A 16,032-nucleotide genomic window follows, 5' to 3' on the forward strand; every position below is an offset into this window, starting at 1 on the left:
AAAGATTGTATCCGGCGCTCGAATTGTGATATGATAGAAGCAACTCAGACACGCGAGGTGTTTTCCATGTATGATGAATTGACAGAAGTTGATATCAAGAAGATGCAGGAGGAGATCGACCACCGGGTGCGGGTGCTCCGGCCCCAGCTGATCGAGGAAGTTCAGACCGCCCGGGCATTCGGCGATCTCAGCGAAAACTTTGAATATAAGTGTGCCAAACAGGCCAAAAACCGCAATGAGAGCCGTATCCGGTATCTGGAGCGGATGATCCGGACCGCCAAGGTCATCGAGGTCAAGCCCCAGGAGGATGTGGTGGGCCTGTTTGATAAGGTGACGATCTTCAATGAGATGGTGAAAAAGGAAATGACCATCCAGATCGTTACCACGCTCCGGCAGGACGCGCTGAAAGGACTTATCAGCAAGGAGTCCCCGGTGGGCAAGTCTCTGATGGGCCGCAAGGTGGGGGACCGGGTACAGGTAGAGGTCAATCCGCAGCTGAAATACTTTGTAGAGGTCCGGGCCATTGAAAAGGGCAGGGACGACGAGAATATGGAGATCAGCGCCTATTAAAAAACGAGGAGAGCGATGCTCTCCTCGTTTTTTCACAGTATCATGTCAACCGCCCAGATAGGCCTTTTTGATAGCGGGGCTTGCCAGCAATTCCTTGCCGGTGCCGCTGGTGACGATCTTGCCGGTCTCCAGCACATAGCCGCGGTCCGCCACGGAGAGGGCGGCCTGGGCATTCTGCTCCACCAGCAGGATGGTGGTCCCGGCCTTGTGCAGGTTCTGGATGATCTCAAAGATCTGCTCCACCAAAATGGGCGCCAGGCCCATGGAGGGCTCATCCAGCATCAGCAGCTTAGGCTGGCTCATGAGGGCACGGCCCATGGCAAGCATCTGCTGCTCGCCGCCGGACAGCGTACCGGCCACCTGCTTGAAGCGCTCCTTCAGGCGGGGGAACCGGGCGTAGACCTTTTCCAGATCCTCGTCCACGCCCTTGCCGCTGCGGGTATAGGCGCCCATCTCCAGATTCTCCTGGACGGTCATCTGCAGAAAGACACGGCGGCCCTCCGGCACCAGGGCCAGGCCCTTGGAGACGACCTTGTGGCAGGGGACCTTGGAGAGAGGCTCGCCCATGAAGGAGATGGAGCCGGTCTTGCTGTGCAGCAGGCCGGAGATGGTGTTCAGGGTGGTGGATTTACCGGCGCCGTTGGCGCCGATCAGGGTGACGATCTCCCCCTGGTTGACCTCGAAGGAGATGCCCTTGATGGCGTGGATGCTGCCGTAATAGACGTTGATATCGTCAACTTTTAAGATCGGTTCCATACTCACGCCTCCTTCTGTTTGCCGAGGTACGCCTCGATGACCGCCGGGTTGGACTGGATGTCGGCGGGGCTGCCCTTGGCGATGACGCGGCCGAAGTTCAGCACGCAGATGCCTTCGCAGATATTCATGACCAGATTCATGTCATGCTCGATCAGCAGGACGGCGATCTGGAAGGTGTCCCGGATCTTGCGGATGTTCTCCATCAGCTCCGCGGTCTCGGAGGGGTTCATACCGGCCGCGGGTTCGTCCAGCAGCAGGAGGGCGGGGTTCGTCGCCAGGGCGCGGACGATCTCCAGGCGGCGCTGGGCGCCGTAGGGCAGGGAACCGGCCTTGACATTGGCCAGATCGGCCATGTTGAAGATGCTCAGCAGCTCCAGCGCACGCTCGTGGGCGACCTTTTCCTCTTTCCAGTACTTGGGCAGACGGAAGATGCCGCTCCACATGTTGTAATGCATGTGGGCGTCCATGCCGATCTTGACATTGTCCTCCACAGACAGGTTGGAGAACAGGCGGATGTTCTGGAAGGTGCGGGCGATACCGGCCCGGTTCACCTGCATGGTGTTCATGCCGTGTGTATCGCGGCCGTCCAGCAGGATGGTGCCCTTGGTGGGCTGATAGACCTTGGTCAGCAGGTTGAACACTGTGGTCTTACCGGCGCCGTTGGGGCCGATCAGACCGGCGATCTCCGTGCGGCCGATGGTGAGGTTGAAGTCCTCCACCGCCTTCAGGCCGCCGAAGGTGATGCCCAGGTTGATGCACTCCAGAATGGGGCGTTTGCCGATGTCACGGTCGGGGATCATGCCGCTGGAGGGAACGGGAACAAGCTTGGAAAACATATCAGGCCGCCTCCTTTCCGGAGCGTTTGCCGGGCTTGAACCGGCCGAAGAATGCCTTGAGGGTGGGATTGTTGGTGGCCAGCATCACCAGGATCAGCACGATGGCGTAGACCAGCATCCGGTAGTCGGAGAACTGGCGCAGGGCCTCCGGCAGGATGGTGAGGGCCGCGGCGGCGATGATGGAGCCCAGCATATTGCCCAGGCCGCCCAGCACCACGAACACCAGCACCAGGATGGAGGTGTTGAAATCGAATTTGTTGGCCACGATGGTGGAGTAGTTCATGGCGAAGAGCACGCCTGCGGCGCCGGCCAGGGCGGAGGAGGTGACGAAGGCCATCATCTTATACTTGGTGATATTGACGCCCACGCTCTCCGCGGCGATGCGGTTGTCCCGGATGGCCATGATGGCCCGTCCGGCCCGGCTGTTCACCAGATGGAACACGACGACCAGCGTGACCATCACCAGCAGGAAGCCGGCGGTGAAGGTGGAGATCTTCTGGATGCCGCCGATGCCCATGGGGCCGCCGATGATCAGCTTGCCGCCCTCTTCCAAATTTGTATTGTCGCTGAGAAGGCTCATGTGCAGGCCGCTGGAGTCCACGCCCACATAGAGGTTGTTGAAGATGCTCTTGATGATCTCACCGAAGGCCAGGGTGACGATGGCCAGATAGTCGCCGTTCAGCCGCAGGACGGGGATGCCGATGAGGAAGCCCGCCAGGGCGGCGAAAGCGGCGCCCACGATCAGGGCCACGATCATGCGCAGCGGCGCGGCGGGAATGAGGTCCTGAAGGGCGACGGCGGCGGTGACGCCGGTAAAGGCGCCCATGCTCATGAAGCCGGCGTGTCCCAGAGACAGTTCGCCCAGCACGCCCACTGTCAGGTTTAGGGAGACGGCCATGACCACATAGGCGCAGATGGGGACCAGCATACCTTTTAAAGAGGAGCTGAGGGAGCCGTTCATGATCTGGAGGATGGCATAGGCCAGGATGACCAGCCCGTAGGTCAGATAATTCCGGCGGGTGGTCTGATTCAACTTCAATTTTTTCACAGAAACCACCTCACACTTTCTCACGGACCTGCTTGCCCAGCAGTCCGGCGGGCTTCACCAGCAGCACCACGATCAGCACGGCGAACACCACGGCATCGCTGAGCTGTGTGGAGATGTAGGCCTTGGCGAAGATCTCGATCACGCCCAGCATCAGTCCGCCCAGCAGAGCGCCGGGAATGGAGCCGATGCCGCCGAACACAGCGGCGGTAAAGGCCTTGATGCCGGGCATGGAGCCGGTGGTGGGCACCAGGGTGGGATAGGCGGAGCAAAGCAGCACGCCCGCGATGGCCGCCAGGCCGGAGCCGATGGCGAAGGTCATGGAGATGGTGCCGTTGACATTGATGCCCATCAGCTGGGCGGCGCCCTTGTCCTCGGAGCAGGCCCGCATGGCCTTGCCCATCTTGGTGTGGGCGGTGAACAGGGTCAGGCCCACCATGATGATGATGCAGACCACGATGGTGACGATGGTCACGTAGGAGATGTTCAGGCGGCCGTCAAACAGCTGGATGCCGTTCTTGGTCACGGTTTTTCCCGCCGCGTCCACGCTCTCGGTGGTGAAGAAAGCGGGGAACACCTTGGGGTTGGAGGACCACAGCAGCAGGGCGCTGTTCTGGAGGAAGTAGCTGACGCCGATGGCGGTGATCAGTACCGCCAGGGAGGGAGCCTGCCGCAGGGGCTTGTAGGCCAGACGCTCCACCACGATACCCAGCACCGTGCAGACCAGCATGGCCAGGATCACGCCCACCACGGGAGGCAGGCTGAAGCGGGAGACTGCGTAGAAGCAGATATACGCACCCACCATGATGACGTCGCCATGGGCGAAGTTCAGCATCTTGGCGATGCCGTACACCATGGTGTAGCCCAGGGCGATGATGGCGTAGATACTGCCCAGACTGATCCCGCTGATGAGGAAATTCAGAAAGGTCATTATGGATACACCCCTTGTATATTTCTTTTGAGGAGATGATACGTCCAGTGCGTATCTGAAAAATACCGGCCTGTGCCAGTGCTTTTCAGATACGCGCTGTAATCCGGAGCGGGCCGGAGAGGCGGGAATGGCCTCTCCGGTCCGCTGCCGGAATGACTTCAGATAGCTCTTATATCGCTTGTGTGATACGGGGATCAGTCAAGACCGACGTAAGCGCCGTTCTCAATGACCATGCCCTTGGGGCTCTTGCTGACAGCGCCGGTGGCGTCCCAGGTCATGCTCTCGCCGGTCAGGCCGTCGAAGGTCATGGAGGTGAACTGCTCGATCATGGCGGCGCACAGCTCCTCGGCGCTCATGTCGGGGGTGGCACCGGCGGCTTCCAGAGCCTGCTTGTAGGCGTAGACGCAGTCATAGGCGTCGGCGGCGAACTGGTTGGGGATCTCGTTGAAACGCTTCTGATACTCGGCGACAAAGGCGGCGGTCTTTTCATCGGTGGAGTCGGCGTTGAAGGGAGTCAGCAGCATGACGCCCTCGGCCAGGGAGGCATCAAAGCCCTCCATGGTCAGGATGCCGTCCATGCCGTCCACGCCGAACCACTTGGGGGCGTAACCGGCGGCGTTGGCCTGGGCCAGGATCAGGGAAGCGGGCTGATAATACATGGGCAGGAACACCAGGTCAGCGCCGTTCTTCTGGGCGTCGGCCAGCTGGACGGAGAAGTCGGTGTCGTTGCCGGTGGCGAAGGTGGTGTCGGAGACGATCTCCAGGCCCAGCTCGGCGGCCTTCTCAGTGAAGGTGTCGCGGATGCCCTTGGAGTAGGGGTCGTCGCTCATCCAGATCACGGCGATCTTGGTGCCCAGGCCCTTATCGGCGATGTACTGGGCGGAAGCGGAGCCCTGGTTGGGGTCCATGAAGCACATCTGGAACATGTTGTCCTTGCCTTCGATGGTGCCGGTGGAGGAGGCGGAAGGAGTCAGGGCGAAGATCCGGTCCTCAAAGTTCATCACGGAAGTGGCCTCGCAGGGCTTGGAGGTGACGGAGCCCAGAGACAGCTGCATGCCCCAGTCCTTCAGAGCGTTGTAGGCGTTGACGGCCTTCTCGGCGTCGTGGGTGTCGTCCTCGTACTTCAGTTCGAACTGGATGCCGCCCATGGCGTTGATCTCGTCAACAGCGATCTGGGCGCCGTTCTTGGCCGCGTTGCCGTAGATGGCGGCGCCGCCGGTCAGGGGGCCGGTGCCGCCCAGCTTGAAGGCGGCGCCGGAGGCGCTGTCGTTGGTTTCGGTGGCGGGGGGGGCGTCATTGTTTTCGGGGGCGGGGGCGTCGCTGTCCTTGCCGCCGCAGGCGGCCAGGCTGAGGACCATGACCATGGCCATCATGAAACTGACAAACTTCTTTTTCATCTTTGTTTTCTCCTTTTGCGATTAAAATATTATACAAAAAAGCGGCTCCGCCATCAGCGAAGCCGCTTTGCTGTATCAAAACAGTTAAGCAAACCTTCTCGCCTTTGGCGCATCAAAACGTCCGCATACCAGCAGTACCAGAACCAGCAATACCAGGGAAATGCCCAGAATGGCCAGGGAAATCAGGCCGCAAATAATAATGGACGCCATCACGATGGCGCCCAGAATCATCATGATAGAATTGTTGGAGGCAGACTGCATCATAGAGGCAGAAGAAGCGCAGGAGCTGGAAGCGTCTGCATAAGCGGACGCACAATGAGACATCATCATATAGGCGTTCATGCGGGTACCTGTCATTGTGTCCAGCTCCTTTCCAAAAGTGGGTCTTGCTAAAAGTTGTTCTCATTTTAACGGCTGAGAGGAAGAATGTCAACCACCCTTGTAACGTCAAAATCAACATAAATGCAGACAACAAAAAACAAAATCTATGAGAAACAAACAAAACACGGCTGTTTTCCGGAAAGTGACAGGTGTTTTTCCAGGAAAAACAGCGTGGTAACACAGCGGGAAACGATAGCAAACTTCAGAAATACCGACGACAGTTCGACAGTGCATGACTGCGTCTTTCACCTTGACAGGCGGCAGCCCGCCTGCGTCGTCATCCTTGTCCTGCGCCGCCTCTACGCGCCTCCTCTGCTGCCATTATTTCTGAAGTTTACTATCGTTGCCGGCCACAACAAATTGCGGATTGACTTGCGGCCGCGGGATTGGTATTCTTTATATAAAATATAACAATGCAAACGTTTGAGCAAAGGAGGGGGGAACATGCGGACCGTACTGGGCTATCTGCGTCCCTTCGTGCGCCGGGTGACGGCTGGCGTTGCCATCAAGTTCACAGCTGCGATCTTGGAATTGGCCCTTCCGCTGCTGCTGGCCCGGATCATCGACGTCCATGTTCCGGCGGGGGATATGGACGCGATCTGGCGGACCGGCGGCATGATGACCCTGCTGGCGTTCTCCGCCGCCTTCTGCAATATCACGGCCAACCGGATGGCTGCCTGGGCCTCCATGGAGATCACCCGGGAGCTGCGGCACGACCTGTACAGCCGGGTGGAACGGCTGTCCTGCGCCCAGATGGACCGGTTTTCCGTGTCCTCCCTGGTGTCCCGGCTGACCAACGACACCTATCACGTCCACCAGATGTTCGACAAGATCCAGCGGGGCGGCATCCGGGCACCCATGCTGGTGCTGGGGGGCATGGTGCTGACCTTCCTGCAGGAGCCGGTCCTAGCGCTGGTCCAGCTGGCCGTGTGCGTATTGACCTTTTTCACCATCTGGGCTGTGACCCGGCGGGGCATTCCCCGCTACGCGAAGGCCCAAACGGCGGTGGACGCCGTGGTGCGCATCATCCGGGAGAACGCCTCAGGCGTCCGGGTCATTAAGGCGCTGGCCTGCCAGGAGCAGGAGCGGGCGCGGTTTGAAACGGCCAACGCCTCCGCCCGCCGTGCGGAGGAGGACGCAGGCTGCACCATGGCGGCGGCCAATCCCCTGACAGGCTTTTTCCTGAACACCGGCCTGGTGCTGGTGGTGGCCGTCGGCGCGGTGCGGGTGCAGGAGGGGCAGATGGCCGCGGGGCAGATCGTGGCGTTCCTCTCCTATTTCACCCTGATCCAGAATGCCACCCTGGGCATGGCGAAGATCTTTGTGAAGATCAGCAAGGGAATTGCCTCGGCCCGCCGGATCGAGGAGATCCTGCAGGCCCCCGCGGACCAGACCGTGCGGCCCTCCGACGCCGTGTCCGAGGCGGAGCTGGGGATGGAGCAGGTGTCTTTTTCCTATTTGGGGGTGGAGAAGGAGCTGACCGGCGCGGATTTTACCCTGCAAAAAGGGGAGATGCTGGGGATCCTGGGCACCACCGGCAGCGGCAAGACCACGCTGGTCTCCCTGCTCCTGCGGCTGTATGACGCCGGTGAGGGCGTGGTCTGGGTGGGCGGCAGAGACGCGGCGTCTCTCTCCCGGGAGGACCTGCGGGGCCGCTTTGGCGTGGTGTTCCAGAACGAGGCGCTCCTGCACGACAGCGTTTATGAAAATATCTCCTTCCTCCGGGGCCTGTCCCGGGAGGAGGTGACCGCCGCGGCCAAGACCGCCCAGGCGTGGGACTTTATCCAAGAGCTGCCCGACGGCCTGGACACGCAGCTGGACATCCGGGGCGCGAACCTCTCCGGCGGCCAGCGGCAGCGCCTGCTGATCGCCCGGGCCCTGGCGGCAAAGCCGGAGATCCTGGTGCTGGACAGCGCGGACAGCGCGCTGGATTACCGCACCGCCGCGGCCCTGCACGAGGCTATCCGCAGGGACCATCCCGGTGTGACCCTGGTGGTGATCTCGGAGCGCATCGCCTCTCTGTGGGAGGCGGACCGAATTTTGGTGCTGGAGGACGGCGTGATTACCGCCCAGGGGACCCACGCCTATTTGATGGAGTCCTGCGGACGGTACCGCCGCATGGCGGAGCTGCAGATGGGAGGTGCCGCCACATGAGGACAGAGCTTTTCCGGCGGCTGGCCCGGTTCCTGCGGCCATACGCGGTACAGCTGGCGGTCCTGCCGGTGCTGCTGGTGGTCACCAACCTGCTGGCTCTGGCGGCGCCGCTGCTGTCCGGATGGGCGGTGGACGCGGTGGGCGTCGAGGCGGGGAAGGTGGACTTTCCCGGCGTGTTCCGCAACTGCGGCGGGATGCTGGCGTGCTACGGCCTGTCCGCCCTGCTGAACTATATCGTGGCCACCCGCTTGCTCCGGGTGGGACAGGGGGTGTCCCACGATTTGCGGAAGGCGGCCTTTGACCGCATGAGCGAGCTGCCGGTGGAGTATTTCGACACCCATCCGGCAGGGGACCTGATCAGCCGCATCTGCTATGACGTGGATACCGTGAACGCTACCATTTCCACGGACCTGCTGCAGATCGGAACCAGCGTGCTGACCGTGGCCGGCTCCTTTATGATGCTGCTGCTGATCTCACCGCGGCTGACGCTGGTGTTTTTCGTGACCGTGCCGCTGTCCGCCGTGCTGACCCGCTTTCAAATGAAGCGGGTCCATCCGCTGTTCCGCCGGCGCTCCAAAAAGCTGGGGGCGCTGAATGGCTTCGCGGAGGAGCGGATCGACCGCCAGCGGGCCATCCGCACCTATGGCGTGGAGGAGGCGGACCTCCGGCAGTTTGAGACCTACAACCGGGAGGCCTCTGAGGCGTACTATCAGGCGGACCGGGCCAGCGCGGCCCTGGGGCCCTCGGTGAACTTTATCAATAATGTATCCCTGGCCGCCATCAGCATGTTCGGGGCGGTGATGTATCTGGGCGGCGGCTTGAGTCTGGGCAGCCTGTCGTCCTTTGTGCTCTATTCCCGCAAATTCTCCGGTCCCATCCGGGAGGCGGCGAACCTGCTGAGCGAGCTGCAGGCCAGCGCGGCGGCCGCGGAGCGGGTGCTGGACCTGCTGGACGAGCAGCCGGAGGCGGGGGACCGGCCGGATGCGGTGCCGGCGGATCATTTTCAGGGGGATATCACCTTTGACCGGGTGGAGTTCGGCTACGACCCGTCCCGGCCGGTGCTGAAGGGCTTCACGGCCCGGATCAAGGCGGGGAGCCTTGCGGCGGTGGTAGGGCCCACCGGGGCGGGCAAGACCACCCTGGTTTCCCTGCTCCTGCGGTTTTACGAGCCGCAGGGCGGTTCTATCACCATCGACGGCGTGCCGGTGGGCCGGTACAGCCGGGATGGCCTGCGCCGCCGTCTGGCCCTGGTGCTCCAGGATACCTGGCTCTTCGGCGGGACGATCGCGGAGAACATCGCCTACGGTGCCCCCGGCGCCACCCGGGAGCAGATCGTGGAGGCGGCGAAGGCCGCCCGCATCCACCGCTTCATCACCTCCCTGCCGGATGGGTACGACACCGTGCTCACCGACGGCGGCGCGGGGATCTCCAAGGGCCAGCGGCAGCTGCTGGCCATCGCCCGGTGCCTGCTGACAGACGCGGACATCGTGATCCTGGACGAGGCCACCAGCAATGTGGACACGGAGACAGAGGGGGAGATCAGTCTCGCCATGGAGCATCTGCGGCAGGGGAGGACCTGCTTCGTCATCGCCCACCGGCTGGCCACGGTCCGCAATGCCGACTGCATCCTGGTGCTGGACCAGGGCGGTGTGGCGGAGCAGGGGACCCACGGGGAGCTGCTGGAGGCGGGCGGGATCTACGCGGCCCTGTACGCCGCCCAGTGGGGCTGATTTTACCGAAGCTTTACAAAAACATGGTGGCGCCGCGGTCCCGCCGCGTGGGATACTGGGACCGCCGGCGAAAAACGCCGTTGGACCTCCGCGGAAGGGGCGGTAAGTTACGAAAACGTGTTCGTCAAAAGCTGGAAATCCAAAAATTTTAACTAGCAGAATGCTGAAAAAATTGCACAGAAATTTATGGAATTCAACTAACGATTGTGAATATTCATAAAAAAACTCCTGCGAAATAGCCAACATATCAATTGACAAAGCAGCAGGAAAAGCATTATAATTGGGATAGCAAAACGCAAACGTTTGCACAAAAGAGGGGGTTTCTGATCAAAATCTCCCCGGTGCAGATCACTTGTGAGAAATGGATGTGAGGGAAAGAAAATCTGAAAAATGTCACAGGCAAGGTTCCCGGCAAATGACAGAAAGAGGTGTTACCGTGTCCAAGAAAAATCTTCCCAAGAAACCCCTGACGAAGAAAAGATTGAAAAACTTGATCCTGAACGTGGTGAAGAACCCGTTCAACATGATCGTGCTGGTCAGCCTGATCGTGCTGTTCTGCCTGATCCTGATCCCCCTGCTGACCATGATCAAGTCCACGTTCACCATGGCCCAGGGCGAGCTTCGGCGGAATCCCGGCGCTCATGTGGGTGATTTTACCCTGTACTATTGGAAGTACATGCTCTCCGGCGCCATGGCGAAGGCCGTGCTTTGGGAACCTCTGCTGCACTCCCTGTTCTGCGGCGCCATGACCACCCTGATCTCCGTGCCTCTGGGCTCCGTCCTGGCCTGGCTGATGATCCGCACGGATCTGCCCGGCAAGAAGGTCCTGGGCCTGCTGGTCACCATCCCCTACATGATCCCCTCCTGGACCAAGGCGCTGGCCTGGCTGGCGGTGTTCCGCAACAAGACCAGCGGCGCTGACGGCTTCCTCTGCGGCCTGGGCATTCCAATCCCCGACTGGCTGGCCTACGGCCCCATCGCCATCATCCTGTGCATGTCCATGCACTACTACGCATTCTCCTACATTCAGGTGTCCGGCGCGCTCCGCTCCATCAACTCCGAACTGGAGGAGATGGGTGAGATCCAGGGCGCCAACAAAGCTCAGATCCTGCGCCACATCACCCTGCCCCTGATCATGCCCTCCGTGCTGTCCGCACTGGTCATGACCATCTCCAAGTCCATCGGTACATACGGCGTTGCCGCCAACCTGGGCAACCGCATCGGCTACTACACCTTAGCCACCAAGATGCGCGTGTTCATCGACCAGGGCCCCCGCGGCGTGGGTTACGCCATGTCCATTGTCCTGGTGGGCCTGGCCGCTCTGATCCTGATGAGCAACCAGCGCATCATCGGCGTCCGCAAGTCCTATGCCACCGTGGGCGGCAAGGGCGGCCGCAGCACCCTGATGCCTCTGGGCGCCGCCAAGAAGCCCATGATGATCTTCCTGGGCGTGTTCCTGTTCCTGGCCATGGTGATGCCCTTCTTCGTGCTGATCATGGAGACCTTCCAGATCACCACCGGCGCCGGCTACGGCCTCGACAACCTGACGCTGTACAACTGGATCGGCAAGTCCGGCGATATCGCCAAGTACACCAACTATCCCGGTATCTTCCGCAATCCCGAGTTCAAGAGCGCCTTCCTGAACACCATCCGCCTGACCCTGATCGCCTCCATCCTGACTGCCTTCTGCGGCCAGTTCCTGGGCTACATCAGCTCCCGCGGCCGCGGCAAGTGGTACGGCAACCTCACGGAGCAGCTGGTGTTCGTGCCCTATCTGATGAGCGGCGTGGCGTTCTCCACCATGTACTTCTCCATGTTCTCCCGTCCCCATCTGGGCGGCCTGATCCCCTCCTTGTACGGCACTTTCACTCTGATCGTTCTGACCTCTGTGGTCAAGCACTTCCCCTTCGCCAGCCGGTCCGGTACCGCCAACATGCTGTCCATCAGCGTGGAGCTGGAAGAGGCCGCCGACATTGCCGGCGCCAGCTTCTGGAAGCGGATGACCTCCATCATCATCCCCCTGGCGAAGAACGGCTTCATCTCCGGCTTCATGCTGGTGTTCATCTCCATCGCCAAGGAGCTGGACCTGATCATCATCATGATGACCCCCACCACCCGGACCATGTCCTATCTGGCTTTCACCTATTCCCAGGAGGGCTACAACCAGATGTCCGACGCCATCTCCGTGTGCGTGCTGCTGTTCATCCTGGTGTGCTACATCGCCGCCAACAAGATCGGCGGTGCCGACATCAGCAAGAGCTGGTAATCAGCGGGAACTGTGTTTATTGACAGAAAGGAAAGAATGATATGAGTCGTATCGAATTAAAGCATATTGATAAATTCTATGGCAGCAACCACGTCCTGCGGGATATCAACCTGACCATCGAGGACGGCGACTTCATGACGCTGCTGGGCCCCTCCGGCTGCGGCAAGACCACCACCCTGCGTGTGGTCTCCGGTCTGGAAAAGCCCCAGAACGGCATTATGACCATCGACGGCGTGGAGATGATCAACGCCAATGACGCCTACTATGCCGAGCCCAGCAAGCGCGGACTGAACCTGGTGTTCCAGTCCTACGCCCTGTGGCCCCACATGACGGTCTACAACAACGTCGCCTTCGGCCTGAAGATCCAGAAGATGAGTAGCGATGAGATCGAACGCCGCGTCATGGACTCCCTGAAAATGATGCGGATCGAGATGTACAAGGACCGCTATCCCACCGAGCTGTCCGGCGGCCAGCAGCAGCGCGTTGCCATCGCCCGTGCCGTGGCCTCCAGCCCCAAGCTGCTGCTCCTCGACGAGCCCCTCTCCAACCTGGACGCCAAGCTGCGGATCGACATGCGCGCCGAGCTGCAGCGCCTGCACAAGGAGCTGGGCACCACCATCATCTACGTCACCCATGACCAGACCGAGGCGCTGACCATGTCCACCAAGATCGCCCTGTTCAAGGCCGGCGAGCTGAACCAGGTGGCCACCCCCATGGAGCTGTACAACAACCCCATCGACCTGGAGGCCGCCGACTTCATCGGCAACCCCCGCATCAACCTGATCCCCGGCCGGGCCGAGATGAAGAACGGCCAGCTGGTGGTCAAGAGCGAGCTGGGCGGCCACACCTTCGGCCCCGAGGTCCTGACCGACGAGGAGAAGCCCGCCAGCGGCGAGTTCGACTGCGTGCTGGCCTGCCGCCCCGAGCAGATCGTCATCGCCCGGGAGAGCGTGGAGGGCGCCCTGCCTGTCACCGTGTACGCCAGCCAGCCCGCCGGTTCCGAGACCATCGTCACCCTGAAGGCCGGTGAGGAGGAGTTCCTGGTGAAGGAGCTGGGCCAGGTCCACTACGAGCTGGACCAGAAGGTCTGGGCCATCATCGACCAGGACAAGATCAACGTGTACAACAAGGAGACCACCAGACTCATTAAGCGCGCGGTCTGATTCCGCGAGTTTATAGAATCCCAGCGGAGAATCCCTACATGTTCAAAAACGAAAGGAGAAGACCCGATGAAAAAGAAACTCTTTGCACTTCTGATGGCCGGCGTTATGGTATTCGGCCTGGCTGCCTGCGGCGGCGACAAGGAACCCGCCGCCACCCCTGACGCTCCCGGCACGGAAGAACCCGCCGCTACCGACGCGGAATGCCCCCTGAACCTGGGCTATGACGTGGAGACCAACACCGAGGCCCACGGACCCTACTACGACGAGTGGAGCGACATGACCGACGAGGAGCTCTATGAGATGGCGAAGGAAGAGGCCGCCGGCGGCGCCGACACCATCAATGTCTACGCCACCTCCTCCAAGATGCTGAAGGTCGTGGACACCTGGAACGAGCTCTATCCCGAGTTGAAGCTGGAAGTCTCCGACCTGGACTCCGACGAGGTCCTGAGCAAGGCCCAGATCGAGAATGAGACCGGCAACATCACCGCCGACGTGCTGCAGACCAAGGACGTGAACGGCAACGTGTTCTTTGAGTACTATTCTCAGGGCATCATTGAACCCTTCTATCCCCGCGACATCTGCTCCCACATCGACGAGGAGAACCTGCGGTTCAGCTATCCTCTGTATGCCTCCCAGGCTTTCTGGTATTACAACACCGAGGCGTTCCCCGATGGCCAGCCCATCACCAGCTGGTGGCAGATCATCGAGAAGAACGAGGACGGCAGCCAGAAGTACCGCCTGTACACCAAGGAGATCGGCCAGGAGACCGCATACCTGTCCCTGTTCGCCAGCTTCATCAACTACGCTGACGAGATGGCCCAGTCCTATAAGGACGTTTACGGCGAGGATCTGGAGTACACCTATGACGCCTCCCAGTTCCCCTTCGAGGTCCCCGAGAACAACGCCGGCGTTGAGTACCTGTGGCGCTTCAGCCAGTCCAAGATGACCTTCATCGGCGACGGCGACGAGCTGGTGCTGGCCGTTCACAATTCCACCGCTGACGACCCCGCCTTGGCCCTGGCCTCCGCCGGTAAGATCGGCAACCGTGATGAGTCCGGCTACAACATCGCCTGGTGCACCAACCTGACTCCCTACAACGCGCTGCTGAACGTGGAATCCATGTTCGCGGTTGCCGGCTGCGACAATCCCGCCGGTGCCCGTCTGTTCATCCGCTTTGTCACCGGCGGCGCCGATGGCAAGAGCGGCGGTCTGAAGCCCTTCTCCAAGGAAGGCAACTGGATGCTGCGTGACGACGTTGAGGACGACTGGAACCCCGAGAAGCTGGCCGACCTGGGCGCCCGCGCCAACAATCTGGACGCCATCTACTGGAACTATCCCAATGTCCAGGATATGTGGACCCTGTGGCTGAACCAGAACCCCAACATGTAATACTGTGCCGCTGAGTGCGGCCCCGCCGGGCGGGCGGCCAATCGGCCGCCCGCCTTTTTAAAAGGAGGAACTCCATGCTAGGCAAAGGCAATCCCATTCAAGAACAAGCGTATAACGAAAAGGTCACCAAGGCGGCAGACAGCTTCTGGGGCGCCTTCCAGATGACCGAAAACGGAAAGGTGAAGAGCACGCTGCTGCTGTACTCTTTCTGCCTTTGCTGGGTGTTCATCGCCGTTTACGGCGTACTGTTTTTCTTCCTGCTCGACCCGCTGGATGCTTTGACCACCGGACTGCCGGTTTTTGCCGTGAATCTGGTGGAGTCTCTCGTACCCACTGTGATCGGCGCGGCGGTTTGCAGTCTGACCTGGTTTTTGTCCAAGACAGAGAAGCGGCTGCTGCCGGCAGCGTATCTCTGGGTATTTTTGCTGATGCTGGCCTGCCTCATTACCCTGCTGATCGATACAGACAGCGAGCAGGCTCATATGATCCTGCAAGTTTTCGGAATGTTCGTGCTGCCGCCTCTTGTCATTGGCGGCGGGTCATCGATATTCCTGTTTTACCGATATTGGAAAAATAAGCCCCCTGTTGCGCCTGCGGCAGAGCTTAAGAAAAGGCAGTGAGACTTATGATCGATACCGTATTGTTTGATATGGGCGGCACGCTGGAGGATATTTATACCGATGATGCCAGCCGGGAGGAATCCGCCCGTGAAGTCCTCCGCATCCTCGCTGAAAAGGGGATCGAGGTGTCCATGGATGTTCCCACCGCCGTCAAGAAGCTGGCGGAGGGCTGGGACCGTTATGCCGCCTACCGCGGCCCTACCAACCGCGAATTGAAGCCGGAGGAGATCTGGGGCAACTATGTCCTGACGGAATTCGGCCTGGATTTTGAGACCGTCAAGCCCTTCGCGGAAGAGCTTGCCCACATGTGGGAGGTCACCTATTACCACCGCAGCCTTCGCCCCGGCGTCGCGGAGATGCTGGAGGGCCTGAAGGGCATGGGAATGAAGCTGGGCGTGATCAGCAATACCGCCAGCTTGTACCAAGTGTTTTGGATCTTAAAGGAGTACGGCATCCGGGATTACTTCCAGGATGTGACACTGTCCTCCGTCACCGGCTACCGGAAGCCGGACCCCAATATCTTCCTGGTCTCCCTGCGCCAGGTGCAGTCTGATCCGGCCACGTGCGCTTACGTGGGCGATACCTTCTCCCGGGATGTCATTGGCCCGCAGAACGTGGGCTTTGCCGTGACGTTCCATATCCATTCCCACCTGACGAAGTCCCGGGATAAGGATGTGCCGAAAGATGTGAAGGCTACCTATTCCATCAGCGATATCTCCGAGGTCTACACCATCCTGCGGGATCAGGCGGTACAGGACCAGGCAGTATAACAAGTATAACATATGTAAAAAAGG

14 protein-coding genes are annotated in these 16,032 nt (G+C 60.5%); 8 read left to right on the plus strand and 6 right to left on the minus strand.

The window, feature by feature from the left end; translation table 11 throughout:
• Window positions 1-66 precede the first annotated feature (66 nt).
• Window positions 67-570 (plus strand): transcription elongation factor GreA, encoded by a 504-nt coding sequence (gene greA, locus Q0Z71_RS06625; RefSeq protein ID WP_298019832.1) that lies wholly within the window; start codon window positions 67-69, stop codon window positions 568-570.
• A gap of 45 nt (window positions 571-615) precedes the next feature.
• Here greA and Q0Z71_RS06630 read toward each other — a convergent pair whose 3' ends face one another.
• The 6 genes from Q0Z71_RS06630 to Q0Z71_RS06655 all read right to left on the minus strand — a co-directional run bounded on the left by Q0Z71_RS06630 (window position 616) and on the right by Q0Z71_RS06655 (window position 5,892).
• Window positions 616-1,317 (minus strand): ABC transporter ATP-binding protein, encoded by a 702-nt coding sequence (locus tag Q0Z71_RS06630; protein ID WP_298019961.1) that lies wholly within the window; start codon window positions 1,315-1,317, stop codon window positions 616-618.
• A gap of 11 nt (window positions 1,318-1,328) precedes the next feature.
• Complete coding sequence (locus Q0Z71_RS06635) at window positions 1,329-2,126, minus strand: ABC transporter ATP-binding protein (protein WP_298019964.1); 798 nt, start codon at window positions 2,124-2,126, stop codon at window positions 1,329-1,331.
• 37 nt (window positions 2,127-2,163) lie between these two features.
• Window positions 2,164-3,210, minus strand: coding sequence for a branched-chain amino acid ABC transporter permease (locus tag Q0Z71_RS06640; protein WP_298019834.1), 1,047 nt, complete (start codon window positions 3,208-3,210; stop codon window positions 2,164-2,166).
• A 10-nt stretch (window positions 3,211-3,220) separates the two neighbouring features.
• On the minus strand, window positions 3,221-4,138 hold the full coding sequence (locus Q0Z71_RS06645; protein WP_298019837.1) for a branched-chain amino acid ABC transporter permease: 918 nt from the start codon (window positions 4,136-4,138) through the stop codon (window positions 3,221-3,223).
• Window positions 4,139-4,332: 194 nt separating this feature from the next.
• Window positions 4,333-5,535, minus strand: coding sequence for an ABC transporter substrate-binding protein (locus Q0Z71_RS06650; protein WP_298019839.1), 1,203 nt, complete (start codon window positions 5,533-5,535; stop codon window positions 4,333-4,335).
• Window positions 5,536-5,619: 84 nt separating this feature from the next.
• Complete coding sequence (locus Q0Z71_RS06655) at window positions 5,620-5,892, minus strand: hypothetical protein (protein ID WP_298019841.1); 273 nt, start codon at window positions 5,890-5,892, stop codon at window positions 5,620-5,622.
• A 468-nt stretch (window positions 5,893-6,360) separates the two neighbouring features.
• Here Q0Z71_RS06655 and Q0Z71_RS06660 point away from each other — a divergent pair, with 468 nt between their 5' ends.
• The 7 genes from Q0Z71_RS06660 to Q0Z71_RS06690 all read left to right on the plus strand — a co-directional run bounded on the left by Q0Z71_RS06660 (window position 6,361) and on the right by Q0Z71_RS06690 (window position 16,008).
• Entirely contained in the window at window positions 6,361-8,070 is a 1,710-nt protein-coding gene (locus tag Q0Z71_RS06660) for an ABC transporter ATP-binding protein (protein WP_298019843.1), read from the plus strand.
• Complete coding sequence (locus Q0Z71_RS06665; protein WP_298019845.1) at window positions 8,067-9,800, plus strand: ABC transporter ATP-binding protein; 1,734 nt, start codon at window positions 8,067-8,069, stop codon at window positions 9,798-9,800. Before Q0Z71_RS06660 ends, Q0Z71_RS06665 begins: the two co-directional genes overlap by 4 nt.
• A gap of 436 nt (window positions 9,801-10,236) precedes the next feature.
• Complete coding sequence (locus Q0Z71_RS06670; RefSeq protein WP_298019847.1) at window positions 10,237-12,066, plus strand: iron ABC transporter permease; 1,830 nt, start codon at window positions 10,237-10,239, stop codon at window positions 12,064-12,066.
• Between the two features lie 41 nt (window positions 12,067-12,107).
• Window positions 12,108-13,229, plus strand: coding sequence for an ABC transporter ATP-binding protein (locus tag Q0Z71_RS06675; protein ID WP_298019849.1), 1,122 nt, complete (start codon window positions 12,108-12,110; stop codon window positions 13,227-13,229).
• 66 nt (window positions 13,230-13,295) lie between these two features.
• On the plus strand, window positions 13,296-14,618 hold the full coding sequence (locus Q0Z71_RS06680; protein WP_298019851.1) for an extracellular solute-binding protein: 1,323 nt from the start codon (window positions 13,296-13,298) through the stop codon (window positions 14,616-14,618).
• 74 nt (window positions 14,619-14,692) lie between these two features.
• A complete protein-coding gene (locus tag Q0Z71_RS06685; protein WP_298019853.1) occupies window positions 14,693-15,238 on the plus strand; it encodes a hypothetical protein in 546 nt (181 codons plus the stop codon).
• 5 nt (window positions 15,239-15,243) lie between these two features.
• On the plus strand, window positions 15,244-16,008 hold the full coding sequence (locus Q0Z71_RS06690) for an HAD family hydrolase (protein WP_298019855.1): 765 nt from the start codon (window positions 15,244-15,246) through the stop codon (window positions 16,006-16,008).
• Window positions 16,009-16,032 lie beyond the last annotated feature (24 nt).

Source organism: uncultured Dysosmobacter sp. (assembly GCF_947631635.1).
Classification (GTDB): Bacteria; Bacillota; Clostridia; order Oscillospirales; family Oscillospiraceae; genus Oscillibacter.

Excerpts from the sequence above, each read along its gene's own strand:
- Q0Z71_RS06655 (WP_298019841.1), bottom strand. The coding sequence starts at position 5,892 with ATGACAGGTACCCGCATGAACGCCTATATGATGATGTCTCATTGTGCG.
- Q0Z71_RS06680 (WP_298019851.1), top strand. The coding sequence starts at position 13,296 with ATGAAAAAGAAACTCTTTGCACTTCTGATGGCCGGCGTTATGGTATTC.
- Q0Z71_RS06645 (WP_298019837.1), bottom strand. The coding sequence starts at position 4,138 with ATGACCTTTCTGAATTTCCTCATCAGCGGGATCAGTCTGGGCAGTATC.
- Q0Z71_RS06650 (WP_298019839.1), bottom strand. The coding sequence starts at position 5,535 with ATGAAAAAGAAGTTTGTCAGTTTCATGATGGCCATGGTCATGGTCCTC.
- Q0Z71_RS06635 (WP_298019964.1), bottom strand. The coding sequence starts at position 2,126 with ATGATCCCCGACCGTGACATCGGCAAACGCCCCATTCTGGAGTGCATC.
- Q0Z71_RS06685 (WP_298019853.1), top strand. The coding sequence starts at position 14,693 with ATGCTAGGCAAAGGCAATCCCATTCAAGAACAAGCGTATAACGAAAAG.
- Q0Z71_RS06665 (WP_298019845.1), top strand. The coding sequence starts at position 8,067 with ATGAGGACAGAGCTTTTCCGGCGGCTGGCCCGGTTCCTGCGGCCATAC.
- Q0Z71_RS06675 (WP_298019849.1), top strand. The coding sequence starts at position 12,108 with ATGAGTCGTATCGAATTAAAGCATATTGATAAATTCTATGGCAGCAAC.
- Q0Z71_RS06660 (WP_298019843.1), top strand. The coding sequence starts at position 6,361 with ATGCGGACCGTACTGGGCTATCTGCGTCCCTTCGTGCGCCGGGTGACG.
- greA (WP_298019832.1), top strand. The coding sequence starts at position 67 with ATGTATGATGAATTGACAGAAGTTGATATCAAGAAGATGCAGGAGGAG.
- Q0Z71_RS06690 (WP_298019855.1), top strand. The coding sequence starts at position 15,244 with ATGATCGATACCGTATTGTTTGATATGGGCGGCACGCTGGAGGATATT.